Here is a 17193-nt window from a genome sequence, read left to right as displayed (position 1 = left end):
GAAATTAAAAGAAAAACCCCGGAGCAAGCCCCGGGGTTTTCATTAAAAGCAGATCATCAGCGCAAATACTTATTTGTCGCCCAGCTGTTCTGACATGGTATTGCCCGGGTTTGGCGTACGCGGTTCATCGACCGGACGCGGCGCTCGCGGCGTACCATTATTGTCAGAGTTGTTCGTTCCAGGTTCTTCCCAACCTGCAGGCGGACGAACATCGCGGCGTGACATCAGGTCATCAATCTGCGGCGCATCGATAGTCTCATATTTCATCAGAGCATCTTTCATCGCATGCAGAATATCCATATTTTCATTAAGCAGCTGACGTGCGCGATTGTAGTTACGTTCAATAAGCGATTTCACTTCCTGGTCGATGATGCGTGCAGTTTCATCGGACATATGTTTCGCTTTTGCAACGCTACGCCCCAGGAATACTTCGCCTTCCTCTTCCGCGTAAAGCAGCGGACCGAGTTTGTCAGAGAAGCCCCACTGGGTGACCATGTTACGCGCCAGGTTGGTCGCGACTTTAATATCGTTCGACGCACCGGTAGAAACATGTTCAACGCCGTAAATGATCTCTTCTGCCAGACGGCCACCGTACAGCGTTGAAATCTGGCTTTCCAGTTTCTGGCGGCTGGCGCTAATCGCATCACCTTCCGGCAGGAAGAACGTCACACCCAGCGCACGGCCGCGCGGAATAATCGTCACTTTATGTACCGGATCGTGTTCCGGCACCAGACGACCAATAATCGCATGGCCTGCTTCGTGGTATGCCGTGGACTCTTTCTGCGCTTCGGTCATCACCATGGAGCGACGTTCCGCACCCATCATGATTTTGTCTTTCGCTTTTTCAAACTCGACCATCGATACAACGCGTTTGTTACCACGAGCGGCAAACAGCGCAGCTTCGTTGACCAGGTTCGCCAGATCGGCACCGGAGAAACCTGGCGTCCCACGTGCGATGATTGCAGCATCGATATCCGGCGACAGCGGCACACGGCGCATATGGACTTTCAGGATCTGCTCACGACCGCGAACATCAGGCAGACCGACAACAACCTGGCGGTCAAAACGCCCCGGGCGCAACAAAGCGGGATCGAGTACGTCCGGACGGTTAGTTGCGGCAATAACGATAATACCTTCGTTGCCTTCGAAACCATCCATTTCAACCAGCATCTGGTTTAGCGTCTGTTCACGCTCATCGTGACCACCACCCAGACCTGCGCCACGCTGGCGGCCTACGGCGTCGATTTCATCGATGAAGATAATGCACGGTGCTGCTTTCTTAGCTTGCTCGAACATGTCGCGCACACGAGATGCACCAACACCAACGAACATTTCTACAAAGTCAGAACCGGAAATAGTGAAGAACGGTACTTTCGCTTCACCGGCGATCGCTTTCGCCAGCAGCGTTTTACCCGTACCCGGAGGACCGACCATCAGGACGCCTTTCGGGATTTTACCGCCCAGTTTCTGGAAACGGCTCGGCTCACGCAGATATTCAACCAGCTCGCCAACTTCTTCTTTTGCTTCGTCGCAACCGGCAACGTCAGCGAAAGTTGTTTTGATCTGATCTTCCGTAAGCATACGCGCCTTGCTCTTGCCGAACGACATGGCGCCTTTGCCGCCGCCGCCCTGCATCTGACGCATAAAGAAAATCCAGACGCCAATCAGCAGCAGCATCGGGAACCAGGAGATGAAGATCGTCGTCAGCACGCTCTGCTCTTCCGGCGGTTCACCTACAACCTTGACGTTTTTTGTCACCAGGTTGTCGAGCAGTTTCGGATCCTCGACCGGGATGTAAGTCGTGTAACGGTTACTATCTTTCTTGGTAACGTTGATCTCACGTCCGTTGATACGCGCTTCGCGAACCTGGTCCTGGTTGACCTCTTGCAGGAAGGTAGAATAGTCCACCTTACGGCTATTCGACTCGCTGGGCCCAAAGCTCTGGAATACTGACATCAGCACGACGGCAATGACCAGCCAGAGTATTAGGTTTTTCGCCATGTCACTCAAGGGATTAACCTCATATTACAACTGTGTTAAAAACAGCGTCAGGATACAACATAACCCATCTCTTTCAAACCAAAGGCCGAAATCGACGGGGTATCATTTTCGCCCGGTCGCTACAATATACACTTCACGTGAACGCGCACGTGAAGAGTCCGGTTTACGCACTTTAACCTTCGTAAACAGGGAGCGAATTTCGGTGAGATACTCATCGAATCCTTCGCCCTGGAACACCTTCACTAAAAAACTTCCGCCCGGCGCCAACACATCACGGCACATCTCCAGCGCCAGCTCCACAAGATACATGGAACGAGGGATATCAACAGCAGGCGTGCCGCTCATATTCGGCGCCATATCTGACATGACAACCTGAACTTTACTGTCGCCAACGCGATCCAGTAATGCTTTCAGAACTAATTCATCACGAAAATCGCCCTGAAGGAAGTCCACACCAACGATTGGATCCATCGGTAAAAGATCGCAAGCGATGATACGACCATTACCACCAATCTGCGTGACCGCATATTGCGACCATCCACCAGGGGCAGCACCCAAGTCGACAACCGTCATACCCGGCTTAAAAAGTTTGTCACTTTGCTGTATTTCATCAAGTTTAAACCAGGCACGGGAACGCAACCCTTTTTTCTGCGCCTGTTGAACATATTTATCGCTAAAGTGTTCCTGAAGCCAGCGGCTCGAGCTGGCAGAACGCTTTTTACCTGTCATTTAACTTTCCATCCGGGTTCATCGTCGACATCGAGAAATTTCGACGCGCAATTTGGCGATACAGTGGAGATGGCGGTAGAATGACCCGTTTTCAATCCCAACGTAAGCAAAATATACGATGAATCTGAGTACTAAACAAAAACAGCACCTGAAAGGTCTGGCACATCCGCTCAAGCCGGTAGTTATGCTTGGCAATAATGGTTTGACCGAAGGGGTACTGGCCGAGATTGAACAAGCGCTAGAGCACCATGAGCTCATCAAGGTGAAGATCGCCTCTGAAGACAGAGAAACTAAGACCTTGATCGTGGAAGCTATCGTTCGCGAAACCGGCGCCTGCAGCGTACAGGTCATCGGTAAAACGCTGGTGCTTTATCGCCCAACCGCGGAGCGTAAAATTTCGCTGCCACGCTAAGGATATCCTGAATTGAACACAAAATCTGTGTAAAACGAGGGGTTTCCGCCAGCAGACGTGCAAAATGCCACGCTCCCGGAATTCATAAAAGGCCGCAGCGCGGCCTTTTTCTTTTCTTTACAATTCGTCAACAATAGACGCGAATGCAGCGATCAAAGATATTCTACTTTGATAATTTCGTATTCCACTTCGCCGCCAGGCGTGCGGATCACCACCACATCGTCTTGCTCTTTACCTACCAGGCCGCGGGCAATGGGCGAATTGACTGAAATCAGGTTCTGTTTAAAGTCGGCTTCATCATCGCCAACAATGCGATACGTCTGCTCTTCATCGTTATCGAGGTTCAATACCGTAACGGTGGAACCAAAAATAACACGACCGCTTTTCGGCATTTTAGTAATGTCGATCACCTGCGCATTAGACAATTTTGCTTCGATATCTTTAATTCGCCCTTCGCAGAAACCTTGCTGCTCGCGCGCGGCGTGATATTCCGCATTCTCTTTCAGATCGCCATGTTCGCGGGCTTCCGCGATGGCGGCAATGATTTCAGGACGACGAACGGATTTCAGAAATTCCAGTTCTTCGCGCAATTTTTCGGCACCACGTAAGGTCATCGGAATAGCTTGCATTGTTATACCTCTTAAACTTTCCTGTAGGGAGCGGTAACCCACCCCATCTGATCTACCTCCCCCGTACACCGGCATATACCGTCGGGCAGGAGCAAAAGAAAACTGACCCGGGGACAAAGCCCCAGGTCAGCGCAATTTTTCAATTTGATACGTATTTTACCCGGAAGTTCACTATGGGTCATCGTTTACTTTCCGGGTCGTTGCGCCGTAGTATGACGGCTTGTTTACTGCTTCCTAGCGCGAGATTATGCGATTTTCCAGCTTTATCATCGGATTGACCACAAGTATAGCCCTGAACGTTCAGGCCGCGAATGTAGACGAGTACATAAACCAGCTGCCGGATGGTGCTAACCTGGCGCTGATGGTGCAAAAAGTCGGAGCTCAGGCGCCTGAAATTGATTACCACGGTAAACAAATGGCGTTGCCAGCCAGCACCCAGAAGGTCATCACCGCGCTGGCGGCATTGTTGCAGCTTGGGCCGGACTTTCGCTTTACAACCACGCTGGAAAGCAAAGGTTCTGTCGATAACGGCACGTTAAAAGGCGATTTAATTGCGCGATTTGGCGGCGATCCGACGTTAAAACGTCAGGATATTCGCAATATGGTCGCGGTGCTGAAAAAGTCGGGTGTGCAGAAAATAGAAGGTAACGTGCTGGTCGATACCTCTATTTTTGCCAGTCATGATAAAGCGCCAGGCTGGCCGTGGAACGATATGACGCAGTGCTTTAGCGCCCCCCCTGCCGCGGCAATTGTTGATCGTAACTGCTTCTCGATTTCCCTCTACAGCGCACAAAAACCGGGCGATTTGGCCTATATCCGTATCGCTAATTATTATCCGGTGAATATGTTCAGCCAGGTACGCACAATTGCGCGCGGTTCAGCAGAGACGCAATATTGCGAACTGGATGTCGTCCCGGGCGATTTAAATCGCTTTACGCTAACGGGATGCCTGCCACAACGTGCTGACCCGCTCCCGCTGGCTTTCGCCATTCAGGACGGAGCAAGCTATGCTGGTGCAATTTTGAAAGCAGAATTGAACGATGCAGGTATCACTTATACCGGTACGCTGTTGCGCCAGACGCAAGAGAACGAGCCCGGCACTGTCATTGCCAGCAAGCAGTCGGTACCGCTTCACGACCTGCTAAAGCAGATGCTGAAAAAATCAGACAATATGATCGCTGACACGGTGTTTCGTATGATTGGTCACGCGCGCTTTGGTGTACCCGGGACCTGGCGAGCAGGATCGGATGCAGTGCGGCAGATCCTGCGCCAGCAGGCTGGCGTCGATCTCGGCAATACAATCATCGCTGATGGCTCCGGCCTGTCACGACATAACCTTCTGGCACCCGCCACGATGATGCAAGTTCTGCAATACATTGCGCAGCATGACACCGAGCTCAATTTTATTTCGATGCTCCCCCTGGCGGGCTATGACGGTTCATTACAGTATCGGGCCGGTCTGCATGAAGCAGGTGTGGATGGCAAAGTGTCGGCTAAAACAGGCTCTTTGCAAGGCGTGTATAATCTGGCCGGCTTTATCACCACCGCGAGCGGTCAGCGGATGGCTTTCGTGCAGTATCTCTCTGGTTATGCTGTCGAACCGGCGGATCAGCGTAATCGCCGCATTCCACTGGTACGTTTTGAAAGCCGGCTGTACAAAGATATCTACCAGAACAACTAACAAAAATGCCGGGTAGCGTGTGCTAACCCGGCATTTTGTTGGCAATATTCCCCGTGCAGCCGGGGAAATCGCAGCGATTAACGCTTGTAGATGAACTCGACGCCTTCTTCGTCGTCTTCGTCCCAGTCGTCATCCCACTCGTCGTCTTCTTCAACCACTTCCGCTTCTTCGAGCTGCTGGCGATGATAATCATCCCACATAAACTCGACTTTCTCAGGCTGCTGCTCTTCCTGCGCCTGGGTGATCGGGTTTTCGATGATAAAGGTCATCACGTCCCAGCACAGGTCTTTCACGCCCTGCTGGCTGGCCGCAGATATAAGGTAGAATTTATCTTCCCAACCCAGTGCCTCAGCGATGGCTTTTGCTTTAGCTTCTGCTTCCGCTTTATCCATCAAATCGATTTTGTTAAATACTAACCAACGCGGTTTAGCAGCCAGTTTCTCGCTGTATTTCTCCAGCTCGCCGATGATGACACGGGCATTTTCAGCCGGATCGGAACCATCGATCGGATCGATATCAATCAGATGCAGCAGGACACGGCAGCGCTCAAGATGTTTCAGGAAACGGATCCCAAGACCTGCGCCATCGGCAGCCCCTTCGATCAATCCTGGAATATCGGCAACCACAAAGCTCTTTTCGTTATCCATACGGACAACGCCAAGGCTCGGCACCAGCGTGGTAAACGGATAATCCGCCACTTTTGGTTTTGCAGCCGATACCGCGCGAATAAAGGTTGATTTGCCTGCGTTTGGCATACCAAGCATACCCACATCGGCCAACAACATCAGTTCGAGCTGCAGGTCGCGCTTATCGCCCGGCGTGCCCATGGTTTTCTGACGAGGCGTACGGTTAACCGAGGATTTAAAGCGCGTGTTGCCCAGACCGTGCCAGCCACCTTTCGCGACCATCAGGCGCTGACCATGTTTGGTCATATCGCCCATCGTTTCGCCGGTGCCCTGATCGATAACACGCGTACCTACCGGTACTTTCACCGTAATATCTTTTCCGCGCTTCCCAGTACAGTCACGGCTCTGGCCATTCTGTCCGCGTTCAGCACGGAAAGATTTTTCAAAACGGTAGTCAATCAGGGTATTGAGGTTTTCGTCCGCTTCCAGCCAGACATCACCGCCGTCGCCACCGTCACCGCCATCAGGGCCGCCTTTCGGGATATATTTTTCGCGGCGGAAGCTTACACAACCGTTACCGCCATCACCTGCCACGACAAGAATCGTAGCTTCATCAACAAACTTCATTTTACTCTCCGTAACTCATTCGCCTGAGCGGGGCACAGTGGCGACCACTTCGCGACTGCGCCAGCGTCCCAAAAGACGATGGCCAATAGCGGAAAACATCGCGCCCGCAACCACGACAAACGCACCGAGATAACCGATAAGGTTTAACATCGGTCTGGCGAAAACATCGGGCCAGGCCATTGATAATAAATCTGAAAAAAACAGCGTAAAGAGCGGTGTCAGCGTGATTAATGCGCTCACCTGCGCCGCCTGCCAGCGAGCCATCGCTTCCGCCAGCGCGCCGTAACCCACCAGCGTATTAAGGCCACAGAACACCAGACAAGCCAGCTGCCAGTCACTCAACTGAAGCAACACAGCGGGTTTTGCCAGCGGCAATAACGCAATCGTACACAAAGTGTACAGCAAAAAGAGGATTTGCTGGGAAGCCAGACGCCGCAATAACACTTTTTGCGCGACGCCGTAACTCACCCACACCGTGGCTGCTCCGACACCAAAAATCACGCCCCAGGTGTAATCTGTCAGGCGGGTAAAAATCTCCACCAGGCTGGTATTAAAAAACATTACCAGACCGCAGATCAGCATCAATGCACCAATAACCTGGGTGCCGCGCATTCTCTCTTTGAGAATAACAACGCTGGCAATCATCATGCCCACAGGCGAAAGCTGACCGATCACCTGAGAAGCCGTCGGGCTAACGTATTGCAGGGAAGAACTGAAGAGGATGAAATTCCCGAACAGCCCACCAGTGGCAATTGCCAACAAAACTAACCAGCGTGGCTTACGAAAAAGATGCAGCGAGGGCAGCTTTTTTTTCCAGCCGAGAATCAAACCAAGGCCGATTCCTGCCATCAAGAAGCGATAAAAAACCACCGTTGGCGGCTCCATCACTTCCAGCACCTGCTTCATGGCGATGGGTAACGCACCCCAGCACATTGCGGTGGTGAGTGCCAGCGCAATACCGATGCCTGCCTGCTGTTTCATGCCCGTATTCCCTGCCAGAATTTACCGGACTTCTAATGTAAAAAGCCCCGCAACGTGTTGCGGGGCTTTTTTCCGTTACCGGGACGCGAAAAACTTATTCAGCAACGATGCTGATGAATTTGCGGTTTTTCGGGCCTTTAACTTCGAACTTAACTTTACCGTCAGTCAAAGCGAACAGAGTGTGGTCACGGCCGCAACCTACGTTAGAACCAGCGTGGAATTTGGTACCACGTTGACGAACGATGATGCTACCTGCCAGAACTGCTTCACCGCCGAAGCGTTTTACGCCCAGACGTTTAGCTTCTGAATCGCGACCGTTACGAGTTGAGCCGCCAGCCTTTTTATGTGCCATTTAAATCTACTCCTCAGGTCTTAGGCGCTGATGCCAGTAATTTTCACATCAGTAAACCACTGACGGTGGCCCTGCTGCTTACGGTAGTGTTTACGACGACGAAACTTAACGATTTTAACTTTCTCGCCACGACCGTGAGCAACAACTTCAGCTTTGATTACGCCGCCATCAACGAAAGGAACGCCGATTTTGACTTCTTCACCGTTTGCGATCATCAGAACTTCAGCGAATTCAACAGATTCGCCAGTTGCGATGTCCAGCTTTTCCAGGCGAACGGTCTGACCTTCGCTTACTCGGTGTTGTTTACCACCACTTTGGAAAACCGCGTACATATAAAACTCCGCTTCCGCGCACATATTCTGATCAATTCAGAGTGCGCTATAAATATTCACAATAGGGCGCGAATATTACGCAAATTGCTAGCCTTTGACAAGAGTGATCGTCACTCCATGCAGAAAAAAAACACAACACGTAAGGTAACGTTTATCTGGCGCTTTTTTTCAGTACAATCAACAATACTATTCTAACCCGTAACCCTTTGTTATCCCATTTTGCTATGTGGTAAACAGGACTGAAAGCCCGGCTTTTGCGATGAATTTAGAAAAAATCAATGAGTTAACCGCGCACGATATGGCGGGTGTAAACGCGACGATTCTGCAACAACTCAACTCGGATGTTCAGTTAATCAACCAGTTGGGTTATTACATCGTAAGCGGCGGCGGCAAACGCATCCGTCCGATGATTGCCGTGTTGGCGGCGCGAGCCGTTGGCTACGAGGGCAATTTGCACGTCACTATTGCCGCATTAATCGAATTTATCCACACCGCGACCCTCCTCCATGACGATGTTGTGGACGAGTCCGACATGCGTCGCGGCAAAGCCACCGCTAACGCGGCCTTTGGCAACGCAGCGAGCGTACTGGTCGGTGATTTTATCTACACCCGCGCTTTCCAGATGATGACCAGCCTCGGCTCGCTAAAAGTGCTGGAAGTGATGTCAGAAGCCGTAAACGTGATTGCTGAAGGCGAAGTCCTGCAGTTGATGAACGTCAACGACCCCAATATCACTGAAGAAAACTATATGCGCGTCATTTATAGCAAGACCGCACGTCTGTTTGAAGCGGCGGCTCAGTGCTCCGGCTTGCTGGCTGGTTGTACAGAAGCGCAGGAAAAAGGGTTGCAGGATTACGGTCGCTATCTGGGAACGGCTTTTCAGCTCATCGACGATTTGCTTGATTACAGTGCAGACGGTGAAACGCTCGGTAAAAACACCGGTGATGACCTGAATGAAGGTAAACCGACGTTACCGTTGTTACATGCCATGCATAACGGCACGCCAGAACAAGCACAGATGATCCGCGAAGCTATTGAGCAAGGAAATGGCCGGCACCTTCTGGAACCTGTTCTGGAAGCAATGGCGGCCTGCGGTTCACTGGAGTGGACGCGTCGTCGTGCGGAAGAAGAAGCGGATAAAGCGATTGCCGCTCTACAGGTTCTGCCGGATTCACCGTGGCGCGACGCGTTGGTTGGTCTTGCCCACATCGCCGTTCAGCGCGATCGTTAATCTTTCCAGCTTCCCGCGCATTGCCGCGGGAAAGTTCCAGTAAGTTTCTTTAAACCCCGTTAAAACCAAAAATAACCAGTAATATCAAGCCTTGTCATAATCCTAAAACGCAAAATATTACATGAGCTTTTCAGAACAAATGCTCCTGCATGCGTATAGTAAGTAGCGTTGTTGGCGTAAATAATTGACACCTATTTTCTATCAGGGAGATGTTATGGAAACAAAATTAATGGACTGGCACCAGGCTGATATCATTGCCGGGCTGCGTAAGAAAGGAACATCGCTGGCGGCGGAATCCCGTAAAAACGGGTTAAGCTCATCGACCCTCGCTAACGCGCTGACCCGCTCCTGGCCAAAAGGGGAATTGATTATTGCTCGTGCGCTGGATACCGATCCCTGGGTTATCTGGCCATCACGTTACCATGATCCTGTCACCCATGAATTTATAGATAAGACGAAGCTGATCAGAAAGAAAAGGGAGGAGAAATAAGCGGTCATGCAAGTAGCACCTCCCCTTGCTTGCCAGAACAGGCGATAGAAAAAAAGGGAGCCGAGGCTCCCTTCTTAGTGTTCAGCAGACTGGCTCATTCGCCTTTGACGCGCTCAATGTTCGCGCCAAGCGCACTGAGTTTATCTTCAATACGCTCGTAGCCACGATCGATATGATAGATACGATCAACGATGGTGGTTCCTTCCGCGATACAACCCGCCAGCACAAGGCTTGCAGAAGCGCGTAAATCGGTTGCCATGACCTGCGCACCGGAAAGCTTTTCTACACCGTGACAAATCGCTGTATTGCTTTCGATTTCGGCGTGAGCTCCCATACGGATCAGCTCAGGTATATGCATGAAACGGTTTTCGAAGATAGTCTCGGTGATCACTCCCGTACCTTCAGCCACCAGGTTCAGCAGTGTAAATTGCGCCTGCATATCGGTTGGGAATCCCGGATGCGGAGCTGTGCGCACATTCACCGCTTTCGGACGCTTACCATGCATATCAAGGCTAATCCAGTCTTCGCCAACCTCAATATCCGCACCCGCATCGCGCAACTTAGCCAGCACCGCGTCAAGCGTATCCGGCTGAGCGTTACGGCAGACAATTTTACCGCCAGAGATCGCCGCCGCGACCAGGAAAGTCCCGGTTTCGATACGGTCAGGCAGGACGCGATAAACACCACCGCCCAGGCGTTTCACCCCTTCGATGGTAATACGATCGGTTCCCATACCGGTGATTTTTGCACCGAGGGTATTGAGGAAGTTTGCCGTATCAACAATTTCCGGCTCACGGGCGGCATTTTCGATAATAGTCGTGCCTTCTGCCAGCGTCGCAGCAGACATAATGGTTACTGTCGCGCCGACGCTTACTTTATCCATCACGATATGCGCGCCTTTCAGACGCCCGTTAACGGAAGCTTTGACATAGCCCTCTTCCAGCTTGATCTCCGCGCCCAGTTGTTCCAGGCCGGTAATATGCAGATCCACCGGACGTGCGCCAATCGCGCAACCGCCAGGCAGAGAGACCTGCCCCTGACCGAAACGCGCAACCAGCGGTCCCAGCGCCCAAATAGAGGCGCGCATGGTTTTCACCAGCTCGTAAGGTGCGCAGAAAACATTGACATCGCCCGCATCAATCCACACGGATCCATTGCGTTCCACTTTGGTGCCCAACTGGCTGAGCAGCTTCATGGTGGTATCGATATCTTTCAGTTTCGGAACGTTACGGATTTCAACCGGCTCTTCCGCCAGCAACGCAGCAAAAAGAATCGGCAGCGCGGCGTTTTTCGCGCCTGAAATTGTCACTTCGCCCTGGAGACGCGTCGGCCCCTGTACACGAAACTTATCCATTCATCTGATCTCTGTTAAGAATTCACACGCGCAGTAGGTCTATCCCCTGCGCTCAAAAGCCGTTAAGTTTGCGATCCCGCGCCCACTCCGCCGGAGTGTAGGCTTTGATCGACAGGGCATGAATACGGTTGTCTGCGATGTATTCCATCAGCGGGCCATAAATGGTCTGTTGTTTCTTGACCCGGCTCATGCCGTCAAAAATCTCACCCACAGCAACAACCTGAAAGTGACTGCCGTCGCCAGTGACGTGGGCTTCCTGGAGAGAGAGTGCATTCATTAGCACCGTCTGAATTTCATGATTTTCCATGGGTGTAAATATCATCTAATAGTGAAAACAGTCACACATCTTAGTGGAAAGTGACGTCGGCTTAAACAAGCAAAAAGCCCCATCACAATAAAGGATGGGGCTTTAATTAGTAACGTATTGAAAAAATTAGTGAGGCAATACATCCTGCGGCAAATTATAGAGCGCAGCGAGGGTGGAAACGTTCTCGCTTACCCCAGCCAGGACAACATTCACGCCCTGCTTTTTCCCCTGTGCCACCAGATGTACCAGCAGCGCGACGCCAGCGGTATCAACGCGTGTCACATCATGTAAGTCGATGCAGGTGACGCCACTCATCGCCTCCACACGCGCATCCCACAGCGGATTTAAAATATCCTGATCAAGTTCGCCCTGGAGTTTCAGGCGTTCCCCGTCACGCGCCCAGCTCAACCGGGTTGTCATTGTTTTTTCTCATCCAGGGTAATTTTCTGGCGGGAAATAGATTGCAGTTCGGCGGTTAAACCGTCGATACCTTTGGTGCGCAGCAGGTCGCTCCATTCATTCTGTTTAGTGGTGATCATGCTCACCCCTTCGGCAATCATGTCGTAAGCCTGCCAGTTGCCCGTTTGCGTGTTTTTACGCCACTGGAAATCCAGACGCACCGGCGGACGACCATTCGGATCGATGATAGTCACGCGGATCGGCACAATCGTCGCATCGCCCAGCGGCTGCTCTGGCGCAATCTGATAAGTCTGACCGTGATACATTGCCAGCGCCTGGCCGTAGGCCTGTTTCAGGTATTCGCGAAATGCAGCGAAATAGGCTTCACGCTGTGCCGGGGTCGCTTCTTTATAATAACGGCCCAGCACCAGCGCGCCGGCGTATTTCACCTGCACATAAGGCAGCAATTCCTGATCAACTACATCGCGCAGGTAATCCGGGTTCGCACGGATTTTCGGCTGCTCATTTTTGAGGCGATCAAAGGTTTTCTGTGCCGCGTCTTTCATTGCGGCGTATGGGTTAGCTTGATCGGCCGCCATCGCGGCCCCCAGCGGTGCAATCACCAGCAGGGCAACCATTAATAGACGTTTAAACATGCGTCAATTCTCCTCGTTAATTCGTCTGGCCAGCAGACGGTGCGGCTTGAGTATTCCCTGCATCGTGGGCTGCCGCATCGCCTGAATTCTTATTGTCGCCGCCTTTACTGTTGTAAAGGAATTGTCCGATAAGATCCTCCAGCACGATGGCGGACTTGGTGTCCTGAATGGTGCTTCCTTCTTTAAGCATAGAAGTTCCCATTTCAGGATCGTCAAAGCCAACATTCAGCGCCAGATACTGCTCACCTAACAACCCGGAAGTGCGGATCGCCAGCGAACTGGTATCCGGGATCTGGTTGTAACGCTCTTCAATATCCAGCGCGACACGCGGCAGATAGGTTTTGGGATCAAGAGAGATATCAGCAACGCGCCCGACCACCACACCGCCAATTCGTACCGGCGAATGGGCTTTCAGACCGCCAATGTTGTCAAAGGTGGCATAGACACGGTAAGTCGGCTCAGTGCGCATGGAGGCGACATCTGCCGCTTTTAAGCAGATGAAGAGTGCAGCCAGCAGCGCCAGTACAAGGAAAACACCGACCCAAATTTCACTTTTTTTCGTTTGCATGAACTCAATTCCCAAACATCAGTGCGGTGAGCACAAAATCAAGGCCAAGCACGGCCAACGAGGAGTGCACAACGGTGCGTGTTGTCGCCCGGCTAATGCCGGCGGAAGTCGGGATCGCATCATAACCATTAAATAACGCAATCCAGGTCACAGTAATGGCAAACACCACGCTTTTAATCAGGCAGTTAACCAGATCCATCCGCCACTCAACGGCGTTTTGCATCGCGGTCCAGAAAAAGCCCGTATCGATACCTTTCCAGTTAACGCCAACCAGCGAGCCGCCCCAAATACCGACAGCGACAAAAATAATGGTCAACAGCGGTAGCGAGATGACTCCCGCCCAAAATCGCGGCGAAATCACGCGCCGCAACGGATCAACCGCCATCATTTCAAGGCTGGAAAGCTGTTCGGTCGCGCGCATCAAACCAATCTCAGCAGTCAATGCAGAACCGGCCCGACCGGCGAACAGCAACGCGGCGACAACCGGCCCCAACTCGCGCAGCAGCGACAGCGCCACCAACATGCCAAGACTGGTTTCGGCGCTGTAGGTGGTCAACACCAGGTAACCCTGCAGACCGAGCACCATACCGATAAACACGCCAGAAACAATAATAATGAGCATCGACAGTACGCCGACATTATAAAGCTGGCGAACCAGCAGCGGCGCGTGTTTGCGGAATTCGGGTTTACCCACCACCGCATTAAAGAGCATCAAACCGGCGCGCCCGAACGTCGCGATCGTTTTGATCCCGCGGTGCCCAAGCGATGCCAGTGCATTTAGCAGCATGAGCGTCTTAACTCCCTGTTTCTAATAAATCGGTCTGATAATCACCCGCCGGGTAGCGGAACGGAACCGGGCCATCGGCAATACCATCCAGGAACTGACGCACGCGCGGATCGCTGTTCTCTTGCAGCCCTTGCGCACTACCGTGGGCGACAATTTTCCTGTCAGCCACAATATAGGCGTAATCAGCAATACTCAGCACTTCAGGAACATCGTGGGAAACAACAATACAGGTGACGCCCAGCGCGCTATTCAGCTCGGAGATCAACTTCACCAGCACGCCCATTGTGATGGGATCCTGACCTACAAAGGGTTCATCAAACATGATCAGGTCCGGCTCCAGTGCAATGGCTCTTGCCAACGCGGCGCGGCGCGCCATACCGCCTGAGAGTTCTGATGGCATTAAGTCTGCCGCACCGCGCAGCCCCACGGCTTCCAGCTTCATCATCACCGTGCTTCGCAGCAACGGCTCGGGCAGCCGCGTGTGCTCACGCAAAGGATAAGCAACGTTGTCAAAAACGTTCATATCGGTAAACAACGCACCAGACTGAAACAGCATGCTCATTCTTTTGCGCACGGTGAACAGACGCGAACGCGTCATCTCTGGCACGTTTTCGCCATCGAATAAAATCTCACCGCTATCGGGCGGGATTTGTCCACCGATCAGACGCAACAGCGTCGTTTTGCCGATCCCTGAAGGTCCCATAATGGCGGTGATCTTACCGCGCGGTACCGTCAGTGAAATATTGTCAAAGATTGGGCGGCTGCCGCGGGAGAAACTGACGCCACGAACATCGACCAAATTCGCCACAGTCTGGCTCATTTCCTCTTCCTTATAAGCCTCGTCGGCCACAAGCATGACGCTTGATAACATCACGAACCCAACATTTTTACAGAATATTACCTGCTGAGGTTAGCGAAAGCTGGCATTTGTTTTACTTTTGAGCCGCATAAAGTCAAAATTAGGAATCATTACGCTACGCGGAACTCCCGGTTTTACCCAGCATGGCAGCCTGCGAGCCGGCGGATTATACCTGAAGAAAGGACGTTAGATGCTTTTAGCGACGGCGCTATTGATAATTGGTTTACTCTTAGTGGTCTACAGTGCCGATCGTCTGGTGTTCGCTGCTTCGATCCTTTGTCGCACCTTCGGCGTACCGCCTTTAATCATCGGCATGACCGTTGTAAGCATCGGTACCTCACTACCGGAGATAATCACCTCCGTTGCCGCATCATTGCATGGCCAGTTGGATCTGGCTATCGGCACGGCGATCGGTTCCAACATCACGAATATCTTGTTGATCCTCGGCGTCGCCGCGCTTTTACACCCTTTTACCGTACATTCCGATATTCTGCGCCGCGAATTACCGTTAACCTTGGTAGCCGGTCTGCTGGCGGGTGTGGTGTTGTACGATGGGCACCTCAGTCGCTTTGACGGCATTATTTTACTGTTATTAGCCGTGCTATGGCTGGTGTTCATTGTTAAAATTGCCCGCCTGGCCGAGCGGCAGGGCAATGACAGTCTCACCCGAGAGCAGTTGGCGGAGCTACCGCGAGACGGCAGCCTTTCTGTCGCGTTCCTTTGGCTGGGTGTAGCGTTAATTATTATGCCGATGGCAACACGTATGGTGGTGGATAACGCAACCGTGGTAGCAAACTACTTTGCTATCAGCGAGCTGACCATTGGCCTGACGGTTATTGCTATCGGTACTGGTCTGCCTGAACTGGCGACCGCGATTGCCGGTGCGCGCAAAGGTGAAGACGATATCGCCGTTGGCAATATTATTGGTTCAAACATCTTTAACATTGCTCTTGTGCTGGGTTTGCCCGCGTTGATTGCGCCGGGCGAGTTTAACCCGATAGCCTTTACGCGTGATTATGGCGTGATGTTGCTGGTCAGTGCCCTTTTTGCCCTGATGTGCTGGCGACGTAAGCAAATCAGCAGAGCTGTGGGGGCACTGTTGTTCGGCGGGTTTATCGTATGGCTGGCGCTGCTCTACTGGCTGTCGCCGCTTTTGACTGGATAATCGGATACGCATTATGTCGCAAATAGATTTGCAGCCGGGTTTTGACTTTCAACAAGCAGGTAAAGACGTCCTGGAAATTGAACGTGAAGGCCTCGCAGAGCTGGATCAATACATCAACGCCGACTTCACGCAGGCGTGCGAAAAAATGTTCTATTGCGCCGGGAAAGTGGTGGTGATGGGAATGGGCAAATCCGGCCATATTGGTAGAAAAATGGCTGCCACATTTGCCAGCACCGGAACCCCCTCTTTCTTTGTGCATCCGGGCGAAGCGGCCCATGGTGATCTGGGAATGGTCAGTCAACAGGATGTGGTCATTGCGCTGTCAAACTCAGGAGAGTCAAACGAGATCCTCGCCTTAATTCCGGTTCTGAAGCGATTAAAAGTTTCGCTGATTTGCATGACCAGCCGGCCCGAAAGCAGCATGGCGCGCGCCGCAGATATTCATTTATGCGTGAAGGTGCCGAAAGAAGCCTGTCCACTGGGTCTGGCGCCAACGTCCAGCACCACGGCGGCGCTGGTGATGGGTGATGCGCTGGCAGTTGCGTTGCTGAAAGCGCGCGGTTTTACGGCGGAAGATTTCGCCTTATCGCATCCCGGCGGCGCGCTGGGTCGCAAACTGTTACTGCGCGTCAATGACATCATGCACTCCGGTGACGAAATCCCCCATGTCAGCAAAAACGCCAGCCTGCGCGATGCACTGCTTGAAATCACGCGTAAAAACCTGGGTATGACGGTTATCTGCGATGATTTGATGAAAATTGAAGGCATCTTTACCGACGGCGACTTACGCCGCGTGTTCGATATGGGCGGCGATGTCCGCAGCATGGGCATTGCCGACGTCATGACGCCCGGCGGTGTTCGGGTACGTCCCAACACGCTGGCAGTGGATGCGCTGAATCTGATGCAATCCCGGCACATTACCTCCGTGTTGGTAGCCGATGGCGACCAGTTGCTCGGTGTGTTACATATGCACGATTTACTGCGCGCTGGCGTAGTGTAAAGAAGGA

The 17193-nt window shown here is 52.2% G+C and carries 20 protein-coding genes; 6 read left to right on the top strand and 14 right to left on the bottom strand.

Annotated elements, in window-relative coordinates:
• Positions 1–69 precede the first annotated feature (69 nt).
• Positions 70–2001 carry an ATP-dependent zinc metalloprotease FtsH gene (ftsH, locus tag BN2591_RS06695; RefSeq protein WP_086870090.1) on the bottom strand — a complete coding sequence of 644 codons (1932 nt, stop codon included), beginning with the start codon at positions 1999–2001 and terminating at the stop codon, positions 70–72.
• A 102-nt stretch (positions 2002–2103) separates the two neighbouring features.
• Complete coding sequence (gene rlmE / locus BN2591_RS06690) at positions 2104–2730, bottom strand: 23S rRNA (uridine(2552)-2'-O)-methyltransferase RlmE (protein ID WP_020455430.1); 627 nt, start codon at positions 2728–2730, stop codon at positions 2104–2106.
• Between the two features lie 118 nt (positions 2731–2848).
• On the opposite strand from rlmE, the gene yhbY reads away from it, so the two are divergent.
• Positions 2849–3142, top strand: a complete 294-nt coding sequence (gene yhbY, locus BN2591_RS06685) for a ribosome assembly RNA-binding protein YhbY (protein WP_086870087.1) — start codon at positions 2849–2851, stop codon at positions 3140–3142.
• Between the two features lie 152 nt (positions 3143–3294).
• Here yhbY and greA read toward each other — a convergent pair whose 3' ends face one another.
• Positions 3295–3771 (bottom strand): transcription elongation factor GreA, encoded by a 477-nt coding sequence (greA, locus tag BN2591_RS06680; protein ID WP_086870084.1) that lies wholly within the window; start codon positions 3769–3771, stop codon positions 3295–3297.
• A 247-nt stretch (positions 3772–4018) separates the two neighbouring features.
• On the opposite strand from greA, the gene dacB reads away from it, so the two are divergent.
• A complete protein-coding gene (gene dacB, locus BN2591_RS06675; protein ID WP_086870082.1) occupies positions 4019–5452 on the top strand; it encodes a serine-type D-Ala-D-Ala carboxypeptidase in 1434 nt (477 codons plus the stop codon).
• A 77-nt stretch (positions 5453–5529) separates the two neighbouring features.
• Here the strand turns inward: dacB and cgtA are convergent, their stop codons facing one another.
• The 4 genes from cgtA to rplU all read right to left on the bottom strand — a co-directional run bounded on the left by cgtA (position 5530) and on the right by rplU (position 8370).
• Positions 5530–6705 (bottom strand): Obg family GTPase CgtA, encoded by a 1176-nt coding sequence (gene cgtA / locus BN2591_RS06670; RefSeq protein ID WP_086870080.1) that lies wholly within the window; start codon positions 6703–6705, stop codon positions 5530–5532.
• A 15-nt stretch (positions 6706–6720) separates the two neighbouring features.
• On the bottom strand, positions 6721–7686 hold the full coding sequence (locus tag BN2591_RS06665) for a DMT family transporter (RefSeq protein WP_086870078.1): 966 nt from the start codon (positions 7684–7686) through the stop codon (positions 6721–6723).
• Positions 7687–7780: 94 nt separating this feature from the next.
• The gene (rpmA, locus tag BN2591_RS06660; RefSeq protein WP_017457338.1) at positions 7781–8038 is read right to left on the bottom strand and encodes a 50S ribosomal protein L27; all 258 of its coding nucleotides are present in this window, start codon (positions 8036–8038) and stop codon (positions 7781–7783) included.
• A 20-nt stretch (positions 8039–8058) separates the two neighbouring features.
• On the bottom strand, positions 8059–8370 hold the full coding sequence (gene rplU / locus BN2591_RS06655) for a 50S ribosomal protein L21 (protein ID WP_003025032.1): 312 nt from the start codon (positions 8368–8370) through the stop codon (positions 8059–8061).
• Positions 8371–8629: 259 nt separating this feature from the next.
• Here rplU and ispB point away from each other — a divergent pair, with 259 nt between their 5' ends.
• Positions 8630–9601: an octaprenyl diphosphate synthase gene (ispB, locus tag BN2591_RS06650; RefSeq protein ID WP_020455433.1), complete on the top strand. Its 972-nt coding sequence runs from the start codon at positions 8630–8632 to the stop codon at positions 9599–9601.
• A gap of 214 nt (positions 9602–9815) precedes the next feature.
• Positions 9816–10091 (top strand): DNA-binding transcriptional regulator SfsB, encoded by a 276-nt coding sequence (sfsB, locus tag BN2591_RS06645; protein WP_017457335.1) that lies wholly within the window; start codon positions 9816–9818, stop codon positions 10089–10091.
• Positions 10092–10185: 94 nt separating this feature from the next.
• Here sfsB and murA read toward each other — a convergent pair whose 3' ends face one another.
• From murA to mlaF, 7 genes are all read right to left on the bottom strand, one after another.
• Positions 10186–11445 (bottom strand): UDP-N-acetylglucosamine 1-carboxyvinyltransferase, encoded by a 1260-nt coding sequence (murA, locus tag BN2591_RS06640; RefSeq protein WP_017457334.1) that lies wholly within the window; start codon positions 11443–11445, stop codon positions 10186–10188.
• Positions 11446–11497: 52 nt separating this feature from the next.
• Entirely contained in the window at positions 11498–11752 is a 255-nt protein-coding gene (gene ibaG, locus BN2591_RS06635; protein WP_017457333.1) for a BolA family iron metabolism protein IbaG, read from the bottom strand.
• Between the two features lie 126 nt (positions 11753–11878).
• The gene (gene mlaB / locus BN2591_RS06630; RefSeq protein WP_086870075.1) at positions 11879–12172 is read right to left on the bottom strand and encodes a lipid asymmetry maintenance protein MlaB; all 294 of its coding nucleotides are present in this window, start codon (positions 12170–12172) and stop codon (positions 11879–11881) included.
• Entirely contained in the window at positions 12169–12807 is a 639-nt protein-coding gene (gene mlaC / locus BN2591_RS06625; RefSeq protein ID WP_086870072.1) for a phospholipid-binding protein MlaC, read from the bottom strand. Before mlaC ends, mlaB begins: the two co-directional genes overlap by 4 nt.
• Before the next feature lie 16 nt (positions 12808–12823).
• Positions 12824–13375, bottom strand: a complete 552-nt coding sequence (gene mlaD, locus BN2591_RS06620; RefSeq protein ID WP_086870070.1) for an outer membrane lipid asymmetry maintenance protein MlaD — start codon at positions 13373–13375, stop codon at positions 12824–12826.
• 4 nt (positions 13376–13379) lie between these two features.
• A complete protein-coding gene (gene mlaE / locus BN2591_RS06615; RefSeq protein WP_017457329.1) occupies positions 13380–14162 on the bottom strand; it encodes a lipid asymmetry maintenance ABC transporter permease subunit MlaE in 783 nt (260 codons plus the stop codon).
• Between the two features lie 7 nt (positions 14163–14169).
• A complete protein-coding gene (mlaF, locus tag BN2591_RS06610) occupies positions 14170–14982 on the bottom strand; it encodes a phospholipid ABC transporter ATP-binding protein MlaF (RefSeq protein WP_086870067.1) in 813 nt (270 codons plus the stop codon).
• 229 nt (positions 14983–15211) lie between these two features.
• Here mlaF and BN2591_RS06605 point away from each other — a divergent pair, with 229 nt between their 5' ends.
• Together BN2591_RS06605 and kdsD are read left to right on the top strand one after the other, a co-directional pair.
• Positions 15212–16186, top strand: coding sequence for a calcium/sodium antiporter (locus BN2591_RS06605; RefSeq protein ID WP_086870065.1), 975 nt, complete (start codon positions 15212–15214; stop codon positions 16184–16186).
• A gap of 13 nt (positions 16187–16199) precedes the next feature.
• Positions 16200–17186, top strand: a complete 987-nt coding sequence (kdsD, locus tag BN2591_RS06600) for an arabinose-5-phosphate isomerase KdsD (RefSeq protein ID WP_086870062.1) — start codon at positions 16200–16202, stop codon at positions 17184–17186.
• The last annotated feature ends 7 nt before the right edge of the window (positions 17187–17193 follow it).

The sequence above is a fragment of the Kosakonia pseudosacchari genome (assembly GCF_900184035.1).
GTDB classification, from domain to species: Bacteria; Pseudomonadota; Gammaproteobacteria; order Enterobacterales; family Enterobacteriaceae; genus Kosakonia; species Kosakonia pseudosacchari.
Note: the sequence above shows the minus strand (reverse complement) of the source record. Positions and strands in the feature narration are given on the sequence as shown.

Excerpts from the sequence above, each read along its gene's own strand:
- rplU (WP_003025032.1), bottom strand. The coding sequence starts at position 8,370 with ATGTACGCGGTTTTCCAAAGTGGTGGTAAACAACACCGAGTAAGCGAA.
- mlaB (WP_086870075.1), bottom strand. The coding sequence starts at position 12,172 with ATGACAACCCGGTTGAGCTGGGCGCGTGACGGGGAACGCCTGAAACTC.
- yhbY (WP_086870087.1), top strand. The coding sequence starts at position 2,849 with ATGAATCTGAGTACTAAACAAAAACAGCACCTGAAAGGTCTGGCACAT.
- mlaD (WP_086870070.1), bottom strand. The coding sequence starts at position 13,375 with ATGCAAACGAAAAAAAGTGAAATTTGGGTCGGTGTTTTCCTTGTACTG.
- ftsH (WP_086870090.1), bottom strand. The coding sequence starts at position 2,001 with ATGGCGAAAAACCTAATACTCTGGCTGGTCATTGCCGTCGTGCTGATG.
- sfsB (WP_017457335.1), top strand. The coding sequence starts at position 9,816 with ATGGAAACAAAATTAATGGACTGGCACCAGGCTGATATCATTGCCGGG.
- dacB (WP_086870082.1), top strand. The coding sequence starts at position 4,019 with ATGCGATTTTCCAGCTTTATCATCGGATTGACCACAAGTATAGCCCTG.
- cgtA (WP_086870080.1), bottom strand. The coding sequence starts at position 6,705 with ATGAAGTTTGTTGATGAAGCTACGATTCTTGTCGTGGCAGGTGATGGC.
- kdsD (WP_086870062.1), top strand. The coding sequence starts at position 16,200 with ATGTCGCAAATAGATTTGCAGCCGGGTTTTGACTTTCAACAAGCAGGT.
- rlmE (WP_020455430.1), bottom strand. The coding sequence starts at position 2,730 with ATGACAGGTAAAAAGCGTTCTGCCAGCTCGAGCCGCTGGCTTCAGGAA.
- rpmA (WP_017457338.1), bottom strand. The coding sequence starts at position 8,038 with ATGGCACATAAAAAGGCTGGCGGCTCAACTCGTAACGGTCGCGATTCA.
- mlaE (WP_017457329.1), bottom strand. The coding sequence starts at position 14,162 with ATGCTGCTAAATGCACTGGCATCGCTTGGGCACCGCGGGATCAAAACG.
- ispB (WP_020455433.1), top strand. The coding sequence starts at position 8,630 with ATGAATTTAGAAAAAATCAATGAGTTAACCGCGCACGATATGGCGGGT.
- mlaC (WP_086870072.1), bottom strand. The coding sequence starts at position 12,807 with ATGTTTAAACGTCTATTAATGGTTGCCCTGCTGGTGATTGCACCGCTG.
- mlaF (WP_086870067.1), bottom strand. The coding sequence starts at position 14,982 with ATGAGCCAGACTGTGGCGAATTTGGTCGATGTTCGTGGCGTCAGTTTC.
- BN2591_RS06665 (WP_086870078.1), bottom strand. The coding sequence starts at position 7,686 with ATGAAACAGCAGGCAGGCATCGGTATTGCGCTGGCACTCACCACCGCA.
- greA (WP_086870084.1), bottom strand. The coding sequence starts at position 3,771 with ATGCAAGCTATTCCGATGACCTTACGTGGTGCCGAAAAATTGCGCGAA.
- ibaG (WP_017457333.1), bottom strand. The coding sequence starts at position 11,752 with ATGGAAAATCATGAAATTCAGACGGTGCTAATGAATGCACTCTCTCTC.
- BN2591_RS06605 (WP_086870065.1), top strand. The coding sequence starts at position 15,212 with ATGCTTTTAGCGACGGCGCTATTGATAATTGGTTTACTCTTAGTGGTC.
- murA (WP_017457334.1), bottom strand. The coding sequence starts at position 11,445 with ATGGATAAGTTTCGTGTACAGGGGCCGACGCGTCTCCAGGGCGAAGTG.